Annotated in this window: 20 protein-coding genes; all 20 read right to left on the bottom strand. The window is 44.7% G+C overall.

From position 1 onward, the window contains the following. Positions 1–138 precede the first annotated feature (138 nt). Positions 139–1,914, bottom strand: a complete 1,776-nt coding sequence (locus BW952_RS09760; RefSeq protein ID WP_045849159.1) for a methyl-accepting chemotaxis protein — start codon at positions 1,912–1,914, stop codon at positions 139–141. Between the two features lie 129 nt (positions 1,915–2,043). After that, a complete protein-coding gene (locus tag BW952_RS09755; RefSeq protein ID WP_045849158.1) occupies positions 2,044–3,213 on the bottom strand; it encodes a substrate-binding domain-containing protein in 1,170 nt (389 codons plus the stop codon). A 206-nt stretch (positions 3,214–3,419) separates the two neighbouring features. Continuing rightward, entirely contained in the window at positions 3,420–4,391 is a 972-nt protein-coding gene (locus BW952_RS09750; protein ID WP_045849157.1) for a sugar phosphate isomerase/epimerase family protein, read from the bottom strand. Beyond that, positions 4,388–5,566 carry a Gfo/Idh/MocA family protein gene (locus BW952_RS09745; protein WP_045849156.1) on the bottom strand — a complete coding sequence of 393 codons (1,179 nt, stop codon included), beginning with the start codon at positions 5,564–5,566 and terminating at the stop codon, positions 4,388–4,390. The genes BW952_RS09750 and BW952_RS09745 overlap by 4 nt, the downstream gene beginning before the upstream one ends. Positions 5,567–5,588: 22 nt before the next feature. Next, positions 5,589–6,587, bottom strand: a complete 999-nt coding sequence (locus BW952_RS09740) for an ABC transporter permease (RefSeq protein ID WP_045849155.1) — start codon at positions 6,585–6,587, stop codon at positions 5,589–5,591. Next, entirely contained in the window at positions 6,568–8,073 is a 1,506-nt protein-coding gene (locus BW952_RS09735) for a sugar ABC transporter ATP-binding protein (RefSeq protein ID WP_045849154.1), read from the bottom strand. Before BW952_RS09735 ends, BW952_RS09740 begins: the two co-directional genes overlap by 20 nt. 57 nt (positions 8,074–8,130) lie before the next feature. Beyond that, complete coding sequence (locus tag BW952_RS09730) at positions 8,131–9,324, bottom strand: levoglucosan dehydrogenase (protein ID WP_045849153.1); 1,194 nt, start codon at positions 9,322–9,324, stop codon at positions 8,131–8,133. A 54-nt stretch (positions 9,325–9,378) separates the two neighbouring features. After that, entirely contained in the window at positions 9,379–10,338 is a 960-nt protein-coding gene (locus tag BW952_RS09725; protein WP_231581252.1) for a sugar phosphate isomerase/epimerase family protein, read from the bottom strand. Between the two features lie 103 nt (positions 10,339–10,441). After that, positions 10,442–11,443: a LacI family DNA-binding transcriptional regulator gene (locus BW952_RS09720; RefSeq protein ID WP_045849151.1), complete on the bottom strand. Its 1,002-nt coding sequence runs from the start codon at positions 11,441–11,443 to the stop codon at positions 10,442–10,444. A gap of 210 nt (positions 11,444–11,653) precedes the next feature. Then, positions 11,654–12,361 carry a LytR/AlgR family response regulator transcription factor gene (locus BW952_RS09715; RefSeq protein ID WP_045849150.1) on the bottom strand — a complete coding sequence of 236 codons (708 nt, stop codon included), beginning with the start codon at positions 12,359–12,361 and terminating at the stop codon, positions 11,654–11,656. 17 nt (positions 12,362–12,378) lie between these two features. After that, positions 12,379–15,678: a substrate-binding domain-containing protein gene (locus tag BW952_RS09710; protein ID WP_052698323.1), complete on the bottom strand. Its 3,300-nt coding sequence runs from the start codon at positions 15,676–15,678 to the stop codon at positions 12,379–12,381. Positions 15,679–15,838: 160 nt separating this feature from the next. After that, complete coding sequence (gene purD / locus BW952_RS09705; RefSeq protein WP_045849149.1) at positions 15,839–17,107, bottom strand: phosphoribosylamine--glycine ligase; 1,269 nt, start codon at positions 17,105–17,107, stop codon at positions 15,839–15,841. Between the two features lie 16 nt (positions 17,108–17,123). Then, complete coding sequence (purH, locus tag BW952_RS09700; protein WP_045849148.1) at positions 17,124–18,659, bottom strand: bifunctional phosphoribosylaminoimidazolecarboxamide formyltransferase/IMP cyclohydrolase; 1,536 nt, start codon at positions 18,657–18,659, stop codon at positions 17,124–17,126. After that, the gene (purN, locus tag BW952_RS09695) at positions 18,656–19,243 is read right to left on the bottom strand and encodes a phosphoribosylglycinamide formyltransferase (protein WP_045849147.1); all 588 of its coding nucleotides are present in this window, start codon (positions 19,241–19,243) and stop codon (positions 18,656–18,658) included. Before purN ends, purH begins: the two co-directional genes overlap by 4 nt. Beyond that, a complete protein-coding gene (purM, locus tag BW952_RS09690; protein ID WP_045849146.1) occupies positions 19,240–20,265 on the bottom strand; it encodes a phosphoribosylformylglycinamidine cyclo-ligase in 1,026 nt (341 codons plus the stop codon). The genes purN and purM overlap by 4 nt, the downstream gene beginning before the upstream one ends. Positions 20,266–20,283: 18 nt before the next feature. Continuing rightward, entirely contained in the window at positions 20,284–21,717 is a 1,434-nt protein-coding gene (gene purF, locus BW952_RS09685) for an amidophosphoribosyltransferase (RefSeq protein WP_045849145.1), read from the bottom strand. Next, positions 21,693–23,921 (bottom strand): phosphoribosylformylglycinamidine synthase subunit PurL, encoded by a 2,229-nt coding sequence (purL, locus tag BW952_RS09680; RefSeq protein WP_045849144.1) that lies wholly within the window; start codon positions 23,919–23,921, stop codon positions 21,693–21,695. Before purL ends, purF begins: the two co-directional genes overlap by 25 nt. Then, positions 23,905–24,588: a phosphoribosylformylglycinamidine synthase subunit PurQ gene (gene purQ, locus BW952_RS09675; RefSeq protein ID WP_045849143.1), complete on the bottom strand. Its 684-nt coding sequence runs from the start codon at positions 24,586–24,588 to the stop codon at positions 23,905–23,907. Before purQ ends, purL begins: the two co-directional genes overlap by 17 nt. Then, positions 24,585–24,839 carry a phosphoribosylformylglycinamidine synthase subunit PurS gene (purS, locus tag BW952_RS09670; RefSeq protein WP_045849142.1) on the bottom strand — a complete coding sequence of 85 codons (255 nt, stop codon included), beginning with the start codon at positions 24,837–24,839 and terminating at the stop codon, positions 24,585–24,587. Before purS ends, purQ begins: the two co-directional genes overlap by 4 nt. Next, entirely contained in the window at positions 24,839–25,552 is a 714-nt protein-coding gene (purC, locus tag BW952_RS09665) for a phosphoribosylaminoimidazolesuccinocarboxamide synthase (protein WP_045849141.1), read from the bottom strand. The genes purS and purC overlap by 1 nt, the downstream gene beginning before the upstream one ends. Positions 25,553–25,566 lie beyond the last annotated feature (14 nt).

The raw sequence follows: 25,566 nt of genomic DNA, 5'->3' as shown, positions 1-25,566 counted from the left end.
AATTTGATTGACTTTATATCGTGAATAGCCGGAGACATCCATTAAATCCGTGACGGCAATATCTTCATTGGCCGCAAAGACTGTCAGACAATCATGTAATGTAAAAGCGTTCTTCCTTCCTGATTGCTTTGCGCTTGATTAATGATGAGCCGATAGAGTAAATTGTTTGACAGATTGTTCAAGGTCTTTCGATAATGTAGCGAGTGACTGCGCACTTTCAATGATTTCTTCCATGGATGCATTTAATTGGCGGGAGGCTCCAGCCGTTTCCACTACACCTGCGGAGGACTCCTCAGTAACTGAAGCAATTTCCTGGCTGGATGAGCTGATTTTATCGCTTCCTTCGCTGATCGAATCAAGGCGTAAGGAGATGGTTTGAATACTTCCTGACATTTCGTTAACAAACTGAATAATATCTGCAAATGTTTTCGTCGTATACTGCATGGCCTGGCTGCCTTTTTGTACTTCATGAAACCCATTATTAAGTGAAGTGACAACATCGGCGGTTCCACTTTGTACCCCCTTAATAATGCCGGTAATTTCTTTAACGGATTCATCTACTTCCACAGCGAGTTTCCGCACCTCATCTGCAACAACCGCAAAACCTCGGCCATGCTCTCCTGCACGTGCTGCTTCGATGGCCGCATTTAAAGCCAGCAGGTTTGTTTGAGCTGAAATGGTTTGTATCACATTGGCCAAATGAGAGATTTCAAGGGTTCTTTTTTCAAGCCCTTGTACTTTTTCAACAGAATCGGATACGAGGAAGGTAATATGCTGCATCTGTCCGGCGGTTTGTTCCATTTGAATCCGGCCTTCCTCCGAAATACGCAGGACACTGTTTGATGTTTCAGCAAGCCGTATGCCGCTTTTATGGGTATCTGCTATTTTATGATTCAGGGATTCGATGAGCTTACTGATGGAGGATGCAGCATCTGCTTGCTGTTCTGATCCTTGAGCCAGTTCATCCATTGAACTCGCAATTTGCTCGCTCCCGCCCTTTACTTCAACTGCTGTTGAATTTAATATACTGCTTTGTGTACCCACTTGCTGTGAGACGGTAAGGAGCTCTGAAACAATCGATCGTAAATTATCGGCCATTTTGTTCACTGCATAAGTAAGCTGTCCTATATCGTCTTTGCCGTCATAATCGATCGGTTCAACATTTAATTTGCCTTGAGCAATACTTGTGCTGACATGTACGACTTTTTTTAGATTGTATTCCACAACACGACTGATCCATTTAGACAAAATGACGCTCACGAGAGAGGCAGTGATGACAGATAAAATGAGCAGAACAAGGGATTGTCTTGCTGCTTCTTTTGCTTCTTGAACAGAAGCTGCATAATCATTTTCTAAATTTTGTTGAAGACTGTCAATATGATCGATTGTCTGAGACCGCAAATAAGCCGACAGCTGTTTTGAAGAAAACGTTTCTTCTTCATTGCCCTGTTGAACGGAAGGAATAATCAGATCGAGAAAAATACGATTCATTTCACTGTCATTCGCTTCTACCTGGTCCAATAGGCTGAGCGCTGAGGCGTTTGCGGTTGCTCTTGCTTGTTCTGTTAGCATAATTAACTGTTCGCTCTGTTCCTTATACTGATCAATAGCTGTTTGATCCTCCAGTAAAATATAGTCGCTTATCCGAATATCCTTTTGCCGAAATAAGGAAGCCATTTCACTGAGAGCCAGAGCGCTGTTCCCTTTTTGATCGAGCTCGTCCAGTGTATTCGTCAAATCATTTAAAAGAAAGGATGTTATAGCGGTTGCAGTTATAAACAATAAAATAACGATTGCAAGAACGGACCCGTATTTTTGGCTGATGCGTTTGTTTTTAAATAGCGAAGGGAATTTCTTTGTTCGTCCTTTTACCTCTTTTTTCTTACGGGGCAAGCGTGTTTTTTTCCTCGACATGTTTTCACCATCCATAAAAGAACTGATTTCAATCATTGAACAAGTAAAATGATAAACGTAAGCATAACAAAGGACCGCCCCGAAGACAGTGGAAACGGACGTTGGGGTGGTCCTTTGCTATTTTAAACTTTATTGAGCTGCTTGCTGAATAACATCCGGGGCTTCTGTATGGTACACCATTTTCCAGGATTCCAGAATGTTTTCCTGTGTTACATTTAAGGAAGGTACTGCTACATATGGCGGTGTTTCTTTTCCTAGCAATGCGTGGCCTGCTAAAATCGCTTCAGCAATTCCCTGGTCATATGGAAGCTGTGCGCCAAGTCCTTTTACAATTCCACCCTGTGCAATATCAAGCGCAACGTTTGTTCCAAGGTCAATAGTTGTGATAACAAGATCTTCTCTTCCAGCCGTACGGGCAGCGGAAAGTACTCCTTCAGCCGGTACATCCCAGACAGCGAAGATCCCATCTAAATCAGGGTTTTTTGTCAGCATGGCCGATGCGATTTTCTCACCTGTATTTGGATCTGTAATACCGCTGCGTGCAATAATTTCAATGTTTGGATATTTCTCTTGCATTGTTTTTTCGAAAGCTTCTGTACGCTGGCGTGTTACAAAGAAATCCGCGTCATGAAACACAACACCGATTTTCCCTTTTTCTTCAAGCTGAGCAGCCATAATTTCCGCTGCTTCTACACCGTTGCCATAGTTATCAGCAGAAACAACACTTACATAATCTTTCCCTGCTACTAATCCTTGTGGTGCGTTATCCATGAAGACTAATTTTACACCTGCAGCTGCTGCTTTTTTATACGCTTCGGCTGTTGAAACAGGATCCACTGGAATACTTACGATAATATCCGGATCTTTTGCTAATACCGTTTCAATGTCAGACACTTGCTTTTCAGCTTTAAATTGACCGTCCGTCACGGCAATCACTTCGATTCCCATCCGTTTAAACGCGGCCTCTAAACCGTCAATTTGTGCTTTAGACCAGTCATTGCCCGCATAGTGCATAACGATTGCGGCTTTATAGTTTCCTTCTTTCACTTTTTCGATGTCTTCTTCTGATAGGTTAAGTGTTTTAGCTGAAATCGCTTCTTCCCCGTTCGGCCCCTTACTTAAAATCGTCGTGCCGCTTGGAATATCTTCACTAATGGTTAAAGCGCCTGTATCTGGAAGCTCTGCTGCTTCTTGTTCCGTTTCTCCCTCACCTGAACCTGCATTTTGATTTCCACAGCCTGCAAGAGCAAGAAAAGCACCTAAAAGTACTGTGATGAATAATAAAAACGTTTTTTTCATTTTAACTCCCCCATCAAATTATTGTAATCGCTTTCTATTTTATCCAAAAGAGCAGCTATGGCCAGCCACAGCATGACTCTTTAGATTAAAACCATTTTAATCAAGCTTTGCTAATTCTGCTTTCAAATATTCAATAGATGTCCTCGCATACCAATTAGGCTCAGCCTGGCATGTATGGAAGCCAAATTCCTTTTATTACTTGAAAATCACGCCCACCACATCTCGCCGACAGGCTCCTTAAACATGACCTCTTTTAATAATGAAATGGCTTTGCCTAAACCTTCATCAACGGAAGCAAGCATGTCCTCATGCTCAATCGAAACAACATAATCGTAGCCAACCGCCCGCAGCGTGCTCGTGATATCTTTCCACATTTTTTCATTCTGTCCGTATCCGACAGAACGGAATGTCCACGCACGGTTTAACACGTCGCTGTAGTGTTTTGTATCCAAAACGCCATTTACATCAATATTGGCCTGATCTAAATACGTATCTTTCGCATGGAAGTGATAAATGGCATTTTCTTTTCCGAGCTTTTTAATCGCTTCTACCGGATTAATGCCCTGCCAGAGAAGATGACTCGGGTCAAAATTCGCACCAATTGCTTCTCCCGCATGCTCTCTCAGCTTCAGTAAAGTGTCCGGGTTATACACAACGAAACCAGGATGCATTTCGAGTGCAATTTGATTGATCCCATGCTTTTGAGCAAATTTCACTTCTTCTTTCCAATATGGAATAACGACTTCATTCCATTGCCAGTCGAGCATTTCTGCATATTCCGGCGGCCAGGAACACGTTACCCAGTTTGGAAATTTAGCATCTGCATGGTCTCCTGGACAGCCGGAAAAACCATTTACAACCGGGATTTCCAGACGTTCAGCAAGCTTCACGGTTTTCTGCCAGACGGCATGAGATTCTGCCGCGAATTTTTTGTCAGGATGGAGCGGGTTGCCGTGACAGCTTAACCCGCTTATTGTCATTCCCCGACTCTCTACAGCTTTTTTAAATGCCTTTATTTTTTCTGGACTGCCTAAAAGCTCATCTGGATCACAGTGGCTGTTCCCCGGATAATTACCGGTTCCAAGCTCCACTGCTTCAACGCCCATTTCATTTAGCTTATCGAGCATCGCCTCAAAAGGCAGCTGTTGATATAAAACGGTAAATACACCTAGCTTCACAATGAAACCTCCTGAACCGATTCGACTTTCACCCATTTTTGCTGTTCATGACTTTCCAAAATGGCATCGGTAATGCACATGGAGATGTGGCCATCTTCAAATGTGGCAAATTGTGTTTCATCACGGTTTGGATCCTTGCCGTCCCGGATAAAGCTGTAAAAATTAATCATCATATTTTTCATTGCGTCCGGCCATCCTTCATTATGCCCGCCTGGATGGTGAATGGCTGATTTTACTTCTTGGGCAAATAATGCAGGATCAGCCAGCATCAGTTCATTTGGCTTGTCACGATGACCAATCCATAGCTTTTCCGGTTCTTCTTGGTTCCACTGAGCAGATTGTTTGCTTCCATTCACTTCGAAACTCAACTTGTTTTTTCTGCCTGCACTTACTTGTGAGACCGTGAAAACACCTTTTGATCCATCTTCAAAGTGGACAAGAACAGACGCATAGTCTTCTGTATTAATAGGAACATCTTCATATTCAATTTCTTTTGATGCTTGTCCGCCAAATGTTTCTGGTGTTGACGACGGTTTTTTTCTAACCGGAATGACTGTCGCCAAGTCCGCAAACACTTCGACGATTTTTTTGCCTGTTACATATTGAACCGTATCACACCAGTGCGATCCAATATCCGCAACTGCACGTGATTTCCCGCCAACTTCTGGAGCTAAGCGCCAGTTGAAATCTGTTTCATATAACATCCAGTCCTGCAAGTAGCTGCCATGCACCAGATTGATTTTGCCGAGTTCTTCTTTTTTAATCATGGAAGCCAGCTGCTTTACAATCGGGAATTGGCGATAATTAAAGTTTACACCGTGAACAACGTTATGTTCTTTTGCAAGAGCAAGAAGTTCCGCTGATTCTGTGCTGGACATCGCCAGCGGTTTTTCGGATATAACATGTTTTCCTGCCAGAATAATATCTTTATTGATTGAAAAGTGAAGCTGGTTTGGCGTGCAATTATGAACCACTTCAATTTCATCATCCTTCAGCATATCTCGGTAATCACCGTACGCTTTTGGAATACCAAGCTCAGCCGCTTTTCGTTCTGCCGACTCCTGTCCATGTTCCGCGAGTGCAACAACGTCGACAAAACCGAGTCTTCTGATCGCTTCAATATGAGTGGGACCAATAAAGCCGGTGCCAATCACGCCTACTTTTACTCTCTTCATCCGTGTCCCTCCTATTCCACAATTATCGTTTGATTGCTTTTCTACCGAACGCAACAGCCAAAATGATAATTAATCCTTTAATCATCATTTGCTGGCTGACATCAAGCCCCATGATGATCAATCCATTGTTAATGGTTCCAATCATTAAGGAACCGATAACTGTTCCAATTACAGTCCCTACGCCGCCAAAAAGGCTCGTCCCGCCGAGAATAACCGCAGCAATAACCGAAAGCTCGTCACCCTGACCGAATGTGAAGCGGCCTGCGTGCATACGGCCCGCGTAAAGCAAGCCCGCAAAACCGGCCATAAAACCGGAACCAAGAAAAACAAGAAGCTTAATACGCTGTGTATTAACACCTGAGAATCGTGCAGCACTTTCATTCCCGCCTGTTGCGAGTGTCTGTCTTCCGAATGATGTTTTACGTAATAACAGATGGGCAATAACAGTTGCCACAATCGTCCAGATTAACAAGATCGGAATTGGACCGATATCCCCTGATCCAAAAACGAAGTTAAACGTTGCATCCACAATCGGTACCGGTGCTGTATCGGTAATCCACATCGCCAGACCACCGACAGTTCCTAACGTGGCAAGTGTCACCAGGAAGGATGGGATCCCTAACTTTGTTAATAGTAATCCGTTAACTAAACCCACAAGAAGACCTGTTCCAAGACCAACAGCTACGCCGCCGATCATTCCATATCCCGCCTGCAGTGCAAGCGCTGCTGTTAAGGAAGATAGCGCCGCAATGGAACCGACAGAAAGGTCAATTTCTCCTGTACTGATAACAAATGTCATCGCAAGACCCATTAAAGAAATCATCGCTGTTTGACGAATGATATTAAGCAAGTTGTCCGTTGAAACAAACCCCTGGTCATGTAAAGTAACCGAGAAATAAATGATTACGCCGATAAAAGCAAAATAAACAATATAGTTGCGCCAATCAAACGTTTTCTTGCGTGAAACTGTATGGCTTCCTACTGAAACTGTTCCATCTAGATTAGAATCCTTGGATTGCATGTTGTAATTCCTCCTCTGTGTCAATCTCACGTCTCTGCATTTCTTTGATTATTCGTCCTTCATGCATGACTAGTATACGGTCACTCAATGCAAGAAGCTCAGGAAGCTCAGAAGAAATGACCAGAATGGCTTTTCCACTGTCTGCGAGTTCTCGTACGACATCCACAATTTCTGTTTTTGCACCAATATCAACACCAATGGTCGGTTCATCAAGCATAAGGACAGCCGGGTCATTCGCCAGCCACTTCGCCAAAACGATCTTTTGCTGATTTCCCCCAGACAATAGATTGGTTGTTTTATAAATATCATCTGTTTTGATGTTTAATTTATTCACAAAATCATTTGCCACTTTATCGGCTTTTTTATTATCAATGAATATACCTTTTTTCATTTTTGATAAAATTGGAAGAATGACATTATCTTTTACACTATGTTCTAGGACAAGACCCTGCACACGCCGGTCTTCCGGAATAAGAGCTAATCCTGCTTTTATCGCATCCGTTGCCGTTTTAATCGTGACAGGCTGGCCATTTACAATAATATCGCCACTGTCTTTTGGACCTGTTCCAAAGATAGCGCTTACCGTTTCAGTCCGGCCGCTTCCCATTAATCCCGCGATGCCAACAATCTCACCCGGATACAGATTAAAATTCACATCCTGCACTTTTGATCCAATTGATAAATTCTTTACTTCCAGTACGGGTGCAACGTCTGTCGCATACGCCCGTTCCTTCCATTCAAACGCTTTATCCATACTCGATCCGACAATGTACTGAATAACCATATCGAGATCGATTTGTTTGCAATCTTCAGTAGCGACATGTTTTCCGTCGCGTAAAATGGTAACGCGGTCACAAATTTCAAGAATCTCATCCATGCGATGTGAAATATAAATAATCGCGTAGCCTTTCGATTTCAATTGATTAATAAAGGAAAAGAGTATTTTTGTTTCTTTCTTTGTTAAAGAAGCGGTTGGCTCGTCCATGACGAGAATTTTTGTTTCCTGTGATAATGCTTTGGCGATTTCGGTCATTTGCCAGTACCCTACACCGAGGTTGCCGACAAGCTCGTCCGGGTCAATATCGACCTCAAGCTCTTGAAGCAGCTTTCTCGTTTTTTCAACACATTCTTTATCGTTCAATAATCCGAATGACGTTTTATCTTCTCTCGTGAGAAAAATATTTTGTGCGACTGTTAACGTAGGAATCAAGCTGAATTCCTGAAAAATCATGGAGATATAATTTTTTCTTGCATCATCTGTATTTTTAATTTCGACGAGCTGGTCATCAATGTAAATTTCGCCTTGATCGGCTGAATAAACACCGGTTAAAATTTTCATCAATGTTGATTTTCCGGCTCCATTTCCGCCCATAAGTGCATGAACTTCACCTTTTTCAACAGAGAAATCGACTGAATCCAGTACCGTAATCCCATTAAATGCTTTTGAGATGTTTTTCATTGAAAGCATTGGCTTTTCCAATCTCATTCACCTTCTTTATAACAGAGGCTGCGGCTGCAGCCTCCATCTATTTTTTCAAATTGCTTATTTTGATAGATTCGCCATTTCACCTTGTTTTGAAAGATTCACCCATTCGCTTTTTTCGGCTGATTCCAGAATCGCATCTGAAATGACTGCGATTTGGTAGCCGTCTTCAAAGTCAGGCGAAACCTTTGTATCTTCCGCGATGGATTTCATAAAGTCATATGTTTCAATAATTTTTGTTTCACCATAGCCTATTCCGAGCGCAGGGATTGGCCATAAGCCTTCTCCGTATGGATGGGCCGGGCCTGTGTATACCGTTCTAAAGCCGCGGCTGTCGCCTGGATCATCTGAGAAGCACACTTGAAGTTCGTCACGGCGTTCATAGTTAAAGACGAGAGACCCTTTTTCACCGTGAATTTCAAATGTTAAGAAGTTGTTGCGTCCCCAGGCGTTACGCGTTGCTTCAATGCTTCCAACTGCACCGTTTTCAAATTTAACGAGTGTCATGAATTCATCATCCACATCAACAGCTGCTTTTGGTACATCAACATTTGCTTTGACTGTTCCGAGCTTATCAACACCGCCGATTTGAATCGGACGCTCGCCAATCCACGTTTTCGCGACCGCATTTACATCAGAAATTTCCCCAACAAGGTAGCGTGCAAAGTCAATGACATGTGTACCAATATCTCCTAATGCGCCAGAACCGGCACGGTCTTTTTGAAAGCGCCATGATAGTGGAGAATTTGGATCAGCCGACCAGTCCTGCAAATACGTACCGCGGAAATTCAAAATCTTTCCCAGTTTGCCTTCTTCAATGTATTTTTTCGCCAGCGCAACAGCTGGTGTTCTGCGATAATTGAACGCAACCATATGCTTTACGCCTGCTTCCCTTACTGCATCAAGCATTGTTTTCGCTTCTGCTGCATCACGCGCAAGCGGCTTTTCAGAAATAATATGCTTTCCAGCTTTTGCGGCTGCGATCGCAATTTCCGCATGAGAATCATTTGGCGTCACGATGTCGATAATATCGATTTCCGGATCTTCTACTACTTTTCTCCAGTCAGACGAATAGTTTTCGAATCCAAGGCGGGCAGCCGCATCTTTCGCAAGCTCATCTGTGACGTCTACTACAGTGTGACGATGCGGAATAACCGGTGCCGGCCAAAAAAACATCGGCATACCTGCATAAGCAAGTGCATGCGCTTTCCCCATAAATCCTCCGCCAATCATACCTACATTAAGTTTTTTCATTTTATAGTCCTCCATTAATTGTGTAATTTATTATTGAATTGCCATTTGAACTCATTATTTTTCAAATGACGATAAGAAGCTGCGGCTTATTTCCGCCCCTTGTTTTGGCACATCGTAACTGTCAAGCTCAACCGTAATCCAGTCATCGTAACCGGCTTCATTTAGCAGTCGGATCATTTCATCAAATTTCTGATTTCCTTTTCCTAACGGAAGAAACTCACCATCCGCATAATCTTTAAAGTGAATATATTTAATCCGGTCCGCATATTTGCGCACAACCTCTACCGGATCGCCGCCGCCAGCTTCAATGTGAGCCGTATCAGGGCATAAACCGATTGTGGTAAGCGGCATCAGCTTATCTAATTGATCCGGCGCCTCAACATTCGTTCCAAGATGCGGGTGATAGGTCGGGATCAATCTATGTTTTTCTGCAATCTCTTTTACTTGATTAAGTGCCTTACCCAAATCTTCGTAATCGCTTTCTAGAATCCCTGTTGAGCGGACAGCTCCTCCGCCAATTACAAGGTGGCGGGCGCCAAGTTCAGCAGCAAAGGCAGCGACTTCCTCAATTTTCGCTAATTCCTCTTGTAAAACATCTGGATAAATAAAGTTTCCACCTGTGTATACGCCGATCAATGTTAGCTTGTACTTTTCCAGTAATGACGTAAATTCATCTTTATTGCTTTTATATTGCATGAGGTTTCCATCGAAAAGTTCAAAGCCATCATATCCGGCCTCCGAAATTTCTTTGAGTGCTTCTTCAGTTGAGCCGTTCGCCAAGTAGTAAAGATCTTTTATCGAAGTGACTCCGGCAGGATGACCGACGACCCCGCCCCACGTATTTGTTTGGTATCCAAGTTTCATTTGTTTCTCCCCCGTTTTGAAGTAGTGTTCAAAAGTACAACATCGATTGCGAATGTGGCTCCACCACCTCCTTAAAGTGGACTGCTCGAGATTATTATAAAAAACCTCACCGTAAACGTTTACATCATCTGTAAACTTTAAAGGAAGCATACCTGCCCTCCCCTCTGCTGATGCTCTTGTAAGCAACAACCGCAGCAAGCTGCTTCTTCATCTGGTCCGTAAACGTTTACATTCACTTCATAAAAAATTTGTTTTAACTGCTCCATTTACCGCACGAATTCCGAAGCACAAGCCTGTTTTCTAAAATATATTGTGTTTTTTCCATTTTTTGATTTGTCATCAAGCCGATCAGCAGTTGCATTGCTTTGGTGCCTATGTCAAATGTGGGCTGCGAGATCGTCGACAGTGCCGGTTTGAAAATGGACGAAAACTTGATATCGTCAAATCCGATAATCGATATGTCCTGTGGAACCGCTAATCCTTTTTGTTCAATCGCATTGACGGCGCCAAAGGCCATCTCATCATTTGCCGCAAACACGGCTGTTGGAGTGTGACTGTACGCTAACAGCTTGTTCATCATATTCAAGCCGCTTTTATACGAAAAATTGCCTTCCTGCACTAAATCAGGTTCAACCTTCAGACTATACTGCGCCATTGCCTGATAAAACCCTTTTAGCCTGTCTCTGCCTAGTACACTATTCATAGGACCTGAAATAAAGCCTATTCTCTTGTGGCCAAGATTAATCAAATACTCAGTTGCTTTACGGGCACCGCTGACATTGTCAATTGAAACCGTTGGAACATTAACGCCCTCCAAGTATTCACATGCCAGAACGACCGGGTACTCGGAAGCTATTTCCTCCACAATATTCGCTTCAATTCCTGCAGTCAGTAAAATCATTCCTGCAGCTTTTTTCTGGCGAAGGATGCTTAAATATCCCTTTTCACGTTCCGCATTATTGTCTGCATCTCCGAGTAATACCTGATAGCCATTTTCAAGAGCGACAGACTCTATTCCTCTTAGCACATCAGAAAAGAAAGTATTCGTAATGTCCGGGACAACCACCAGAATCGTTGTTGTTTCGGCCATTCTTAGCTGGCGGGCTGCAGCATTAGGTTGATAGTTTAAATCTTCTATGACTTCTAATACTCTTTTGATGGTCTTTTCCGCCACCGTTTCCGGCTTGCTTAACACCCTCGATACAGTAGCAATTGACACATTTGCCTGTTTGGCTACCTCTTTAATTCCTGACATTGTTTGATTCTCTTTTCTGTTTTTGTTTCTGACTATTTAGCTATAGACAGATTGTAATCGCATTCAAATCTAGTGTCTAACCGGTTTTAAACATGATTTTCTTCCATTCAACAAGGCTTTATTTAAGTTTCAGACTTTAAAAAGGTCCTTTGAAACAAAAAAATAACAATTTTAAAAAAATAAAAAACTCAGCAAATGCTGCTGAGTTTTTTACGCTTTATATCGCTGCAATTCATCGATTTTATGCTTTGAAATTCTAGCCGTTTTGTCATAGTCTTTAAAGTAGGCTTTATACATTTGTCCAGCCCCTTCAATTTTGGTTAAAAGCCCTACATTGATGACATAAGATCGATGAGATACGATGAACCTTGAGTCAAGTGCATCATCCAGACTGGTTAACGCTTCATTTGTTTCAAATATGCCGTTCTTAGTATGAATGACGGATTTACGGTCTATTCTTTCGATAAAAATAATGTCATCAAGCGGAATAAAAATGGTATTTTTCTGCTGTTTAATAATTAAATTCTTTTTAATTGATTGCTCTTTCTGCGTTCGTCCATGACTAGCTTGTATTGCCCTCTCTAAAGCACTGTATAAACGATTTCGTTCAATAGGCTTTAAAATATAGTCAACCGCTCTTACACTAAATGCTTCAATCGCATAATCATCATGCCCCGTAATGAAAATAACTTGAAGGGACGGAAAAAGCTCTTTACATGCTTTCACTGCTTCCATCCCATCCATTAAAGGCATGCCAATATCCACCAAAGCGACATCTGGCTTTTCTTTCGTCACATATTGGATTAGCTCTTCACCGTTTGTGGCTTCCCCAACAATTTGATAATCAGGCAAACTGCCGATAAAGTGCCGCAATAGTTTTCTTGAGGGAGCATCATCTTCAGCGATTAACACTTTCATTCATTATCCCCCTTTCCTTACACATTTTCTTGATCAACAGCTTCTTGTATGACCGTTGGCGCCTCCTCGTTATAAACTAGTTTCCAGGCATCGAGGATATTTTCTTTCGTTACTCTTAAAGCTGGGACAGCCACATAAGGAGGTGCATGTTTTCCAATTAATGCATATCCGGCGAGAATCGCTTCAGCGACTCCCTGCTGGTACGGAAGCTGCGCACCCAATCCCTTGATCAAACCGCCCCGGGCAATTTCTGCTGCCACATTGAGGCCCAAATCTATTGTCGTAATGACTAAATCATTTCTTTCTGCTGTACGAGCTGCTTTTAAAGCACCTTCAGCTGGCACATCCCAAACAACAAAAATACCATTCAAATCCTGATGCTTAGCAAGCATAGCTGCTGCTGCTTTTTGACCTTCATTTGGACTCTCAATTCCCATGCGATCAACAATTTGAATATTTGGATAATATTCTTTTATCGTTTTTTCAAATGCTTCGGTTCTTTGTTTAGTTGCAAAAAAATCAGATTCAAGATAAATAATACCAACATTACCCTGACCGCTTAATTGCTCGGCCATTACATGAGCTGATTCAATGCCATTTCCATAGTTATCGGAAGAGACAACACTAACATAATCTCTTTCATGCTTCAGGTTCTTTGGTATATTGTCCATGAACACCAGTTTTATATTCTCCTCGGCTGCTTTTTTATAGATGTTTGCCATTCGTGCTGGATTTACAGGGATACTCGCAAGAATATCCGGCTTTTGTGTTAAAATGGCTTCAATATCAGCCACTTGCTTTTCCCAGTTAAACTGGGCATCTGTTACGGCTACAACCTCGATTCCCATTTTTTCAAACGTGGCTTTCACTCCTTCCACTTGAGACTTTGACCAATCACTTTCACTGTAATGCATAGCAATAGCTGCTTTATATTTCTTTTTCTTAATTTCTTTCAACTCTTCTAAAGACAGTTGGAGTGTTTTTGCAGAGATAGCCTCTTCCCCATAAGGTCCTGTGCTTAAAATGGTATGGTCTGGGATATTTTGATAAATGGTTTTATTTAACGTTTCTTGCACGACTGTTAAAAATTCTTTTATATTTATCGGTTTTGTCACATAGCTGTCAAACCCCTTGGCCAGTGCACATTGAATGTCTTGTGGCATCGCATTGGCACTCACAGCAATAACGGCAATATCCTTCGTTTCCTTATTCTTTTTTAACATATCAAACACTTCGTATCCATTAATATCGGGAAGGTTAATGTCCAGCAAAATTAAATCAATATTCTCCTTTGCCCGTTCCAGCCCTTCTTTCCCAGTACGGGCCGGCAAAAGCGTAAAGGAAGGCTGTGATTTTAGAATGTTGCTGACTAAATCAAAATTGGCCTTGTTATCCTCAATATAGAGCAAACGGTAGTTGTCTATTTTATTCTCATTTTCTGTATGAGAATCCACCTCTTCCCCCCATCGCACGGCGGCCTTTAAATTAGTTGGAACCGGCAGGCTAAAAGAAAAATCACTGCCTTTTCCTATCTTGCTTGTGATATTAATTTCCCCTCCCATCAAGTGCACAAGCTGTTTGACGAGAGACAAACCAATGCCTGTCCCTCCTTCCTTTGAATCTCCAATTCGATAAAACGGTACAAATATTTTGTGATATTCATCTTTTGAAAGCCCTATACCTGTATCCACAATATGAACAACCTGTTCGCTTCCCTCTTGGTAACAGCGTATACTTACTTCTCCATCATCTATGTTGTATTTAATGGCATTGTCGAGAAGGTTAAGGAGTATTTGTTTAAGGCGAACTGGATCGGCAAAAACTAAGGTGTTTTGCAAGGGTGTTAATTTATGATCTATCCGTATACCCTTCTTCTTCGCCAGCGGCTGGACAATATTAATACATTCGTTAATAACAGTGAGAAGATTAACCTCATCTATCGTAACTTTCAAATTGCCTGTTTCGATTCTGGATAAATCCAGTACTTCATTTACTAGTTCTAATAAATGCCTTCCTCCATTTAAAATTTCCTGAACAAAATCGTACTGCGTCTCGGTTAGCCCCTCCTCCAATTCCAAAAGCTGTGCAAAGCCAAGAATGCCATTTAGTGGGGTGCGGAGCTCATGACTCATTTTAGACAGAAAGTCCGATTTTGCTACATTTGCTTTTTCAGCTTCTTCTTTTGCCTGGATAATCGTCCTTTCCATCTTATTTCTCTCCGTCACATCTTCGAAATCCCATATATATCCACAAATTTCATTCTCTTCAATAAGGGCCGAACAATTGCAGCGCAACAGAATATGTTGATTAATTTTAATTTCTTTTGTTGGCCTTTTGAGATTCCCATGTCTTTCAGTTTCTATTTTTTCGTCAAATAGATGGTGTAATTGTGCAGCATATTGTCCGATATATAAATCAATCCCGCCTTCTAGGCTAAACATTTCATAAAACTTCTTATTCATGAGCCTGATCTTTTTATTCCGGTCTGTCATAACGATCCCTCTATCCAGCTGATCAATCAAATTGCGCTGAAAAACGTAGGAATGCATTAATTTTTTTTCTTGTTTTTTTTGAAGAGTCATTTCGGAAATTGTTATAAGAGATGCACGTTCATACTTACCCGGTATTGTAAGAGGACTTGAATTAACAGAGAGCCATTTTGCTCCAATATTTTCCCCTTTCACTCCTAGTACTACATTTTTAACTCGACGTCCGTGTTGTAAAGTAATGAGACCGATCAGCTCTGAAATAGAAATGGGTGAGCCATTTTCTTTTATATACTCCCAACCTAATTTCTTCATCGAACCTTCAGTAAAGTCAACTGTTTTAATCCCTAGCATTTTATTAGCGCTTTCATTAAGTGCAGTGATTTGTCCTTCTTCTTCTATCAGTACCGCTTCGGTCATTGTTTCAAGAATCGTCCGGTACAAATTTTCTTTTTGGCGGATGTCTTCTTCCATCTTTTTTCTTTTCGTAATATCAATACAAGTTCCGACGACTTCCACAACGTTTCCTTCTGAAAACAGGGGTCTCAAATAAGTTATATACTGAATTTCTTTGTACTCGCCCTCGTATTGGACAAAGTGGCCCTTCCAGGCTTTTTCATAATGTGCATTCAGTGAATTTGCCATGTTTGTATTGTCTGGATATAATTCATATAATGTTTTTCCAATGAGTCCATTTTTCAGAAAATCCATTTTATAAAGGAGTTCACCTTCTGAAAATATATGGATAAATTCATTATTCTGATGTATAAACTTAAAAATCATGCCTGTATCCTGAAAGCCTGCTTCTGAAACATATCCAGAACTTTTCATTGGTTTCTCTCCTCACTTTCTTTTTAGTTTACGACAAAACAGGGGGAAGAAAAAGAGACTGTCGAGACTTTCTCGACAGTCTGACAGGCTTTTCTCCATAGAGAGACAGCCTGTTTCATTGTGTTATAGAATAATATAGTCAATGGACTATGTAAGATGATTAAGACAAGCCGGCTTTTGCAATCGCACGACTTCCAATGTCGTTCCGGAAAAAGAAATGCTCTGTATCGACGTGCTGCATTTTTTCATATGCGGCTTTTTGTGCTTCAGTCGGGCTTGAACCGTTTCCTGTCACGAGCAGAACACGGCCGCCGTTTGCCCGAATAATGTTTTCGTCAGCATACGTGCCGGCATGCACAACGGAACCGGCATCGATCGCATCGAGCCCTTTTAGTTCATGGCCTTTTTCGTATGCTTCCGGGTAGCCTTTCGCAGCCAGCACGATACCCAAAACGGATTCGTCTTTCCATGTCAGCTCCGGGTCTTTCCCGTCAAGAACATCAAGCATCACCTGCACGAGGTCGTTTTCCAAACGCGGAAGCACGACCTGTGTTTCCGGATCGCCGAAGCGGGCATTAAATTCAATCGTTTTCGGTCCTTCTTCTGTCAGCATAAGGCCGGCGAAAATGATGCCTGTAAACGAACGGCCTTCTGCCACCATGCCCTTTGCAATCGGACGGATAATCTCTTCTACGGATTGATCGTTGATCGCCTGTGAAATGTGCGGAACGGGTGAATACGCCCCCATGCCGCCTGTGTTCGGCCCTTCATCGTTATCAAACGCCCGCTTGTGATCCTGTGCGGCTTCCATCGGATAGACGTTTTCTCCATGAACAAACGCCATAAGGGAGAACTCTTCGCCTTGAAGAAACTGCTCGACTACCACACGCGCGGATGCATCGCCAAACTTTTTATCAAGCATCATATCATCAAGCGACGCCAGTGCTTCCTCCATTGTCATCGCAACGGTCACACCTTTGCCGGCCGCAAGCCCGTCTGCTTTTAATACGATCGGCGCGCCTTCTTTTTCGATATATGCTTTGGCCGCGTCATAGTCTTCAAATGACTGGTAGCGGGCTGTTGGAATGTCATACTTCTCCATCATCATTTTCGAAAAAGATTTGCTGCCTTCTAAAATCGCCGCGTTTTGCTTTGGACCAAACACCTTTAGGCCTTCCTGCTCCAGGTGGTCGGTAATCCCAGCCGAAAGCGGGTTCTCCGGACCGATGATGACTAAGCCTACGTGCTGCTCCTTAGCAAAAGCCGCCAGGTCCGCGAAATTCATTTCATCGATGTTCACAATGCTTGCATCCTGCGCAATGCCGGCGTTGCCCGGTGCACAAAAAACCGTTTCAACAAGCGGGCTTTCCGCTACTTTTTTGCAAATAGCGTGTTCGCGTCCGCCGCGTCCTACAACGAGTACGTTCATGAATAAAAGCCCCCTTTTAATGTTTGAAATGGCGGATGCCTGTCAAGACCATCGCAATGCCATATTCGTCCGCTTTTTTGATCGAATCTTCATCTTTAATCGAGCCGCCTGGCTGAATGATCGCTGTGATGCCTGCTTTTGCCGCTGCTTCGACCGTATCATCCATCGGGAAAAACGCATCTGACGCAAGCGCTGCGCCTTTTGCTTTTTCGCCTGCTTGCTCAAGCGCAATTTTCGCTGCGCCGACACGGTTCATCTGTCCGGCACCGACACCAAGCGTCATTTTATCATCTGTGACAACGATCGCGTTTGACTTCACATGCTTCACGACGTTCCAGCCAAGCTTCATCGCTGTCCACTCTTCTTCTGTCGGCTCACGCTTTGTTGCAACACGAACGTCAGCATCGGCAAGAGAAAGCTCATCGAGGTCTTGGGAAAGCAAGCCGCCTTCCACAGATGTCAGCACCTTTTCTCCTTTTTTGCCGTTTGCAAAATCAAGCGTCAATAAACGAATGTTTTTCTTTTTAGACAACACATCAATCGCTTCCTGGTCAAATGAAGGAGCGACAATAATTTCAAGGAAAATTTCATGAAGCTTTTCAGCGAGCTCCTTTGAAACCGGACGATTCAGTGCCACAATGCCGCCGAAAATAGACGTCGGATCGGCTTCATACGCACGCGCATACGCTTCTTCAATCGTCGAACCGGCTCCAACACCGCACGGATTCATATGCTTTACGGCTACTGCTGCCGGCTCACTGAATTCTTTTACGATTTGAAGTGCTGCATCGGTGTCGCGAATGTTGTTGTAAGAAAGCTCTTTTCCGTGAAGCTGCTTTGCCTGTGCAACGGAGAAGGTAGATCCAAGCGGCTGCGCATAAAAAGCGGCTTTCTGATGCGGATTTTCACCATAGCGAAGCGATTGCTTCAGCTCATAGGTCACCGTTAATTTTTCAGGGTTTTCTTCGCCTGTCAGCTCCGTCATAAAGCCGGCAATCATCGCGTCATACGCTGCTGTATGGCGGAACACTTTTGCCGCAAGCTTACGGCGTGTTTCAAGCGTCGTTTTGCCCTCACCCTTTAATTCCGACAGAACCTGGCCATAGTCACTTGAATCCACGATTACCGTTACGTATTCATGGTTTTTAGCGGAAGCACGGAGCATCGCCGGCCCGCCGATATCGATGTTTTCAATCGCATCGTCAGTTGTGACATCCGGCTTGGCAATCGTCTGCTGAAACGGGTACAGATTCACACAAACGATATCAATCGGCTGAATGTTGTGCTCATCAAGCTGTTTTTGATGATCCGGCTCGCCGTGCTTGGCAAGCAGTCCGCCGTGAATATATGGATTGAGCGTTTTGACGCGTCCTTCCAAAATTTCCGGGAACCCGGTTACATCCGTTACGCCTTGAACGGGTACACCTGCTTCTGCGAGCATTTTTTTCGTGCCGCCTGTTGAAACAATTTCATAGCCAAGCGCCGCAATTTCTCTGGCAAATTCAGTGACGCCGCTTTTATCTGATACGCTGATTAATGCGCGTTTCGTCATCGTGTTTGTTCCTCCCTGTGTTCAGTCAAAAGTTTGGTAATCACGTTCGGGTAAAGACTATGCTCAATTTTCTGGATCGCTTTTTGCACATCATCACGTGTCATGCCGGAATCGATTCGTACACATTCCTGGTCAATAATCGGACCGGTGTCCATGCCTTCATCCACAAAATGGACCGTGACACCGGACACCTTCACTCCAGCATCAAATGCTTGTCCGATCGCATCTTTTCCCGGGAATGCCGGAAGAAGAGACGGGTGAATGTTTACGATCCGGTTCCGGTACGCGGCCAATAAAACAGGGCCGATCAAGCGCATATAACCGGCGAGAAAAATAAATTCGACACCTGATGTCTGTAGCTGCTCGACAATTTCCGCTTCAAATGCCTGCTTGGATTCGTACTGCTTCGGCTGAAAGGAAAACGCTGGAATGCCGAGTGCTTCCGCCCGCTTCATGACATACGCATCCGGTTTATCGCAGACGAGCAAGGCGATTTCAGCAGGGACGCTCCCTGCTGCCACCGCCTCGGCAATTGCCTGCACGTTGCTTCCGCTGCCGGATGCAAACAAGGCAATTTTCGTCATTGAACTGTAACTCCTTCGCCGTTTACGACACGTCCGATTGTGTACGCTGTTTCGCCGGCTTCCTCTAATGCTGCTTTTACCTTAGCTTCTTCTTCCTGCGGTACGATGAGCACAAATCCGATGCCCATATTGAAAATATTGTACATTTCCTGGCGGTCCAGCTCTCCATACGCTTCAAGCACGTTAAAAATGTCCGGAACCGGCCACGAGCCTGCTTCAATGGCAGCACCCAGTCCGTCAGGCAGAGCACGCGGAATGTTTTCGACAAAGCCGCCGCCTGTAATGTGCGCCATGCCATTGACCGTTGCTTTTTTCAAAACAGATAAAACCGGCTTCACGTAAATACGCGTCGGCTCGATTAACGCTTCGCCAAGCGGCACAGAAAGTCCATCCACCTTTGCATCTACTGCAAGGTTATGCTTTTCAAAGAAAATTTTACGTACGAGTGAGTAGCCGTTGCTGTGAATCCCGCTTGATGAAAGACCGATTAACACGTCGCCTTCTTTTACGTCATCACCCGTGATCACCGCGCTTTTTTCAACAGCGCCAACGGTAAAGCCAGCCATATCATACTCTTCTTCTTCATAAAGGCCGGGCATTTCAGCTGTTTCGCCGCCAATAAGGGCACAGCCTGCTTGTTCACAGCCGTCTGCTACTCCTTTAACGATTTGCTCGATTTTCTCCGGCACTGCTTTGCCGCATGCGATGTAATCAAGGAAAAACAACGGCTCTGCTCCCTGAACCACAACATCATTCACACACATCGCAACACAATCAACGCCGATGGTATCGTGCTTATCCATCATAAACGCCAGCTTCAGCTTTGTGCCCACGCCGTCTGTTCCCGAGACAAGAACCGGCTCTTTTAATTGCAGCGAAGAGAGGTCAAACATGCCGCCAAAGCTGCCAAGCACTCCCATTACACCGGCACGCTTTGTCCGTTCCACATGCTTCTTCATTCGTTCTACTGCTTCGTATCCTGCTTCGATATTGACACCGGCTGCTTCATACGATTTTGCCATTTTAGTTCCTCCTCAACGTTAGCACATGATTTCTTTGTCATGCGGATGCTGTGTATCCGGGAATATTTCCGTCGGATATTCTCCTGTAAAACAAGCCATGCACTGACCGCATTCGCCAAGAGCACCCTGGCGGTGTTGAATGGCATCGATGGTCCCGTCCACACTTAAATACGTAAGCGAGTCCGCTCCGATCAATTCACGCAATTCCTCGTTTGTATGATGAGCCGCAATCAATTCGCCTTTTTCAGACGTATCAATGCCGTAAAAGCACGGATGCTTGATTGCCGGCGAACTGATGACAACATGCACTTCCTTCGCGCCTGCTTCCTTCAGCATCGTTACGATCCGTCTGCTCGTCGTGCCGCGGACGATCGAGTCATCGACCATGACGACTTTTTTGCCTTCGACCACGCCTCGGACAGGAGAAAGCTTCATCTTAACCCCCTGCTCCCGAAGAGACTGGGATGGCTGAATGAAGGTACGTCCAACATAACGGTTTTTAATCAAGCCGAGCTCATATGGAATGCCTGTTGCTTCCGCAAAGCCGATCGCTGCCGAAATACTTGAATCCGGCACACCTGTCACAACGTCTGCTTCCAACACCGCTTGTTCCACTTCTTTGGCCAGCTGCTTGCCAAGACGCTTGCGGGCGCTATGAACGTTAATGCCATGAATGTCGCTGTCGGGACGCGAGAAGTACACATACTCCATCGTGCACATCGCATCGCTGACACCAGCCGCAAACTGCTCGGAATGAAGACCGCTGTCATTAATCGTAATCAACTCACCCGGCTCCACATCGCGCAGAAATTCTGCACCGATAATGTCAAAGGCACACGTTTCAGATGCAACCACATACGCATTGCCAAGTTTGCCGATTGACAGTGGACGAAGCCCCTGCGGATCAAGTGCCACATGCATTTCATTTTCAGTCATAACCAAAAAGGCATAGGCTCCTTTGACCATCGACAGTGCCGTTTTTAACCGGTCCTTCATCGTTCCGTAGCTGCTGCGGCGAATTAAATGCGCCAGCACTTCTGTATCGGATGTTGTCTGAAAAATACTTCCCTGCGCTTCAAGCTCGCGCTTCAAAGAAGTGGCATTCACCAAGTTGCCGTTATGCGCAAGCGCCAGGCTTCCCGTTTGAAAGTGAAACAGAAGCGGCTGTACGTTTTGGTAGCCGCCGCCCCCTGCTGTTTGGTACCGAACATGTCCAATTGCTGCTGAACCTGTCAATCCGTTGACAATATCCTGGTTGAAAATTTCCGTGACAAGCCCTTCGCCTTTATGACCGCGGAGGCGCTCGCCGTCACTCATGACGACGCCCGCTCCTTCTTGTCCGCGGTGCTGCAGGCTTTGCAGGCCGTAGTAGGTGATTTGTGACGCATTTTCGTGGCCGAAAACCCCGAAAACACCACACTCTTCATTTAAGCCTCTGAGTTCAGCAAGCATGGAATAGCTCCTTTCCAGGCATCCTCCAGTTCACTGACTGGTGCCTGTACCACTTCTTCTCCGTTAATTAGAATCGATACTTCTGCGTCGGCTGTAACATGACCGATTTGTTTTGCGTCCGTCACGGCTGCTTCAAATGCTGCTTTGTTTTCTTCTTTGACTGTCACGACAAAACGGGACTGTGTTTCTGCAAAAAGAGCGGCCGTTGCTTCGCCATCCAATGAAACGCTGGCGCCAAGACCTGTTCCAAATAGCTTCTCCACAAGTGCTACCGCAAATCCACCTTCTGAAATATCGTGAGCTGACTGCACAAGGCCGCTCTGGATCGCTTTTAAAAGTGCATCCTGACGATTTTTTTCCACTGATAAATCAATGGCAGGTGATTTGCCAAAAATCTCGCCGCCATTCATCATTTTTTGCAATTCGCTGCCGCCAAATTCGTTCGCCGCATCGCCCATCACATACACCAGGTCGCCTGCTTGCTTCGCTGACTGTGTGGTAATATGGTTCACATCTTCGATTAAGCCAACCATGCCGATAATTGGTGTCGGGTAAATCGCTGTGCCGTTTGTTTCGTTATATAATGAGACGTTTCCGCCGATAACCGGCGATTGAAGCGCAAGGCAGGCTTCACTGATTCCGTCTGCAGACTGCTCAAGCTGCCAGAATACACCCGGGTTTTCAGGGCTTCCGTAGTTTAAACCGTCTGTGATCGCAAGCGGACGCGCACCGGATGCAACGATATTACGGGCTGCTTCGGCTACGGCAATTTTCCCGCCTGTTTTTGGATCAAGGTAAATATAGCGGGCATTACAGTCTGTTGTCATCGCAAGTGCTTTGTTCGTTCCGCGCAGGCGGATCACCGCTGCGTCAGAGCCCGGCGCCACGACTGTATTTGTGCGAACCTGGTAATCGTACTGGTCATATACCCATTCCTTGCTCGCCACAGTCGGCTGCTTTAACAGGTTCACAAGCGTTTCTTTGAAGTCCGTTACGGCCGGCACTTCTGCTTCCATCGCCTGGAATTCACGGTAATAATCCGGCTCAGCAGACGGCTTATGGTAAACCGGTGCATCTTCCGCTAACGCATCAACCGGCACTTCTGCCGCTACTTCTCCTTTATGAAGAAGGCGAAGCATTTTATCATCGGTTACAACACCGACAGATGCTGCTTCAAGACCGTACTTTGAGAAAAGGTCTTCAATTTCTTTTTCGCGCCCTTTTTCCACGACGATCAGCATGCGTTCCTGTGATTCAGACAGCATCATTTCGTACGGTGTCATGCCTGTTTCACGCTGCGGGATTAAATCAAGGTTCATTTCCATACCAGAACCAGATTTAGACGCCATTTCAGCAGAGGAGCTTGTCAGACCCGCTGCCCCCATGTCCTGAATACCGACAAGCGCGTCGTTATGAATAAGCTCAAGGCACGCTTCAAGAAGCAGTTTTTCCATAAACGGATCGCCTACTTGAACAGCCGGACGTTTTTCTTCTGAGCTCTCGCTTAGCTCTTCCGATGCAAATGTCGCACCGTGAATGCCATCGCGTCCTGTTTTTGCCCCAACGTACATAACGGTGTTGCCCACGCCTTTTGCCTGGCCTTTTTGAATGTCCTGATGGTCGATCAAGCCGACACACATCGCATTAACAAGCGGATTGCCGTCATAAGAAGGATCAAATCCGATTTCGCCGCCGACAGTCGGAATGCCGATGCAGTTTCCGTAGCCTGCAATGCCTGCCACTACTTCTTCAAATAAATATTTCACACGGGATGTTTCCAGCTCACCGAAACGAAGAGAGTTTAAAATCGCGACTGGACGTGCGCCCATTGAAAAAACGTCACGGATGATGCCTCCGACTCCTGTTGCTGCACCCTGATAAGGCTCGATTGCAGATGGATGGTTATGGCTCTCAATTTTAAAGACGACTGCTTGATTGTCTCCAATATCCACGATGCCGGCGCCCTCACCCGGTCCCTGAAGAACGTGATCGCCTTTTGTCGGGAAACGGCTTAAAACAGGCTTTGAGTTTTTATAGCTGCAATGCTCTGACCACATAACAGAGAAAAGACCTGTTTCTGCCCAGTTTGGCAGGCGGCCGAGAATGCTTTCCACCTTGCCGAATTCTTCGTCTGTCAGACCCATTGAGCTGTATAGTTTTTCATCTTTAATTTGCTGCGGATTCGGTTCAAGCGTTAACGACATGAGAGTCCCTCCAGTGCTTTACAATTGATTGAAAAAGTTTAAGTCCGTCTGCGCTGCCAAGAAGATCGTCCACGGCCCGCTCCGGATGCGGCATCATGCCAAGTACATTGCCGCGCTCGTTTGTAATGCCCGCGATATCAGACAGGCTTCCATTTACGTCGCTTGCATATGTGAACGCAATTTGATTGTTTTCCTTCAGCTTCGCAAGCGTTGCATCGTCACAGTAGTAGTTTCCTTCACCATGCGCAACGGGAATGCTGATTTTTTCGCCCTTTTCATATAAAGACGTAAACATCGTGTCATTGTTTTCAACGGATAATTCAACCGTCCGGCAAATGAATTTCAAGTTTTTATTCCGAAGCATCGCGCCTGGAAGAAGACCTGATTCAAGCAAAATTTGAAATCCGTTGCACACGCCTAGAACCGGCTTGCCTGCTTCTGCTGCCCTTTTCACCGCTGCCATGACGCTTGACATGTGGGCAATGGCACCCGAACGCAGGTAATCGCCGTATGAGAAGCCGCCCGGCAGCAAAATGCCGTCATATTGGTCCAAATTGTCCGCGTCATGCCAGACAAGGTCAACCTGCTCACCTAATTCGTCTTTGACCGCATGATACATATCTACATCACAGTTAGATCCTGGGAATACGATGACTGCAAATTTCACTGGTTCGCACTCTCCTCGATTTCATATCTGTAATCTTCAATAACCGGGTTGGACAAAAGCTTTTCGCACACTTCTTTCACGGTGCCTTCTACGTCTGTTACGGAATCATCGAATTGAAGCTCCATGTATTTGCCGATCCGCACATCTTCCACACCCTGGTAGCCAAGGCTTGATAAAGACTGCTGAACTGCTTTTCCTTGCGGGTCTAATACACTTTCACGAAGCGTTACGTAAACTTTTACTTTATACATTATAGAGTTCCTCCAAGTCGATTGTAGATTTCGGTATAGGCTTCTGTCAGTCCGCCAAGATCGCGGCGGAACAGGTCTTTGTCTAATTTGCGGTTTGTGCCTTTTTCCCATAGGCGGCACGTATCCGGCGAAATTTCATCTGCCAGCAAAATGCTGCCATCCTTTTGGCGGCCAAATTCGATTTTAAAGTCCACTAAGTCCACGCCCATATCATCAAACAGCGGAATCAGCACTTCATTGACACGCAATGCTTCTTTTTTCAACATTTGCACTTCTTCAGGTGCGGCCACATCAAGCAAACGAATGTGGTCGTCTGTCAAGAGCGGATCGCCAAGCTCATCGTCCTTGTAGTAAAATTCAACGATCGGCTCCTTGAACCGTATGCCTTCTTCAAAGCCGAGCCGCTTCGCGATGCTGCCGGCGGCAACATTGCGGACAACGACTTCAAGTGGAATGATTTCGACATGTTTGACAAGCTGCTCATGTTCGGAAAGCTGCTTTACAAAATGAGAGTCAATGCCTTTTTCAGCAAGCTTTTCAAACAAAAGCCCTGTGATTAAGTTGTTTAAACGGCCTTTGCCATCAATCTCGGCTTTTTTCTCACCATTGAAGGCCGTTGCCGAGTTTTTATATTCAATCCAGACGATGTCATCCTGGTCTGTCGCATAAATGCGCTTTGCTTTTCCTTCATACAGCTGCTTGCCTTTTTGCATGTTGTAATCCTCCC

Source organism: Domibacillus enclensis, assembly GCF_900156125.1.
Lineage (GTDB): Bacteria > Bacillota > Bacilli > Bacillales > Domibacillaceae > Domibacillus > Domibacillus enclensis.
This window is presented reverse-complemented; position numbering and strand designations above follow the sequence as displayed.

What these genes read in the sequence shown, in the direction of transcription:
- BW952_RS09710 (WP_052698323.1), bottom strand. Translation starts at nt 15,678, where the DNA reads ATGAAAAGTTCTGGATATGTTTCAGAAGCAGGCTTTCAGGATACAGGC.
- purF (WP_045849145.1), bottom strand. Translation starts at nt 21,717, where the DNA reads ATGCTTGCTGAACTCAGAGGCTTAAATGAAGAGTGTGGTGTTTTCGGG.
- BW952_RS09725 (WP_231581252.1), bottom strand. Translation starts at nt 10,338, where the DNA reads ATGCTTCCTTTAAAGTTTACAGATGATGTAAACGTTTACGGTGAGGTT.
- BW952_RS09715 (WP_045849150.1), bottom strand. Translation starts at nt 12,361, where the DNA reads ATGAAAGTGTTAATCGCTGAAGATGATGCTCCCTCAAGAAAACTATTG.
- BW952_RS09740 (WP_045849155.1), bottom strand. Translation starts at nt 6,587, where the DNA reads ATGCAATCCAAGGATTCTAATCTAGATGGAACAGTTTCAGTAGGAAGC.
- purC (WP_045849141.1), bottom strand. Translation starts at nt 25,552, where the DNA reads ATGCAAAAAGGCAAGCAGCTGTATGAAGGAAAAGCAAAGCGCATTTAT.
- purD (WP_045849149.1), bottom strand. Translation starts at nt 17,107, where the DNA reads ATGAACGTACTCGTTGTAGGACGCGGCGGACGCGAACACGCTATTTGC.
- BW952_RS09755 (WP_045849158.1), bottom strand. Translation starts at nt 3,213, where the DNA reads ATGAAAAAAACGTTTTTATTATTCATCACAGTACTTTTAGGTGCTTTT.
- BW952_RS09730 (WP_045849153.1), bottom strand. Translation starts at nt 9,324, where the DNA reads ATGAAAAAACTTAATGTAGGTATGATTGGCGGAGGATTTATGGGGAAA.
- BW952_RS09745 (WP_045849156.1), bottom strand. Translation starts at nt 5,566, where the DNA reads ATGAAGAGAGTAAAAGTAGGCGTGATTGGCACCGGCTTTATTGGTCCC.
- purS (WP_045849142.1), bottom strand. Translation starts at nt 24,839, where the DNA reads ATGTATAAAGTAAAAGTTTACGTAACGCTTCGTGAAAGTGTATTAGAC.
- BW952_RS09735 (WP_045849154.1), bottom strand. Translation starts at nt 8,073, where the DNA reads ATGAGATTGGAAAAGCCAATGCTTTCAATGAAAAACATCTCAAAAGCA.
- BW952_RS09720 (WP_045849151.1), bottom strand. Translation starts at nt 11,443, where the DNA reads ATGTCAGGAATTAAAGAGGTAGCCAAACAGGCAAATGTGTCAATTGCT.
- purM (WP_045849146.1), bottom strand. Translation starts at nt 20,265, where the DNA reads ATGGCAAAATCGTATGAAGCAGCCGGTGTCAATATCGAAGCAGGATAC.
- purN (WP_045849147.1), bottom strand. Translation starts at nt 19,243, where the DNA reads ATGACGAAAATTGCCTTGTTTGCATCCGGCAGCGGAAGCAACGTGCAG.
- purH (WP_045849148.1), bottom strand. Translation starts at nt 18,659, where the DNA reads ATGACGAAACGCGCATTAATCAGCGTATCAGATAAAAGCGGCGTCACT.
- BW952_RS09760 (WP_045849159.1), bottom strand. Translation starts at nt 1,914, where the DNA reads ATGTCGAGGAAAAAAACACGCTTGCCCCGTAAGAAAAAAGAGGTAAAA.
- purL (WP_045849144.1), bottom strand. Translation starts at nt 23,921, where the DNA reads ATGTCGTTAACGCTTGAACCGAATCCGCAGCAAATTAAAGATGAAAAA.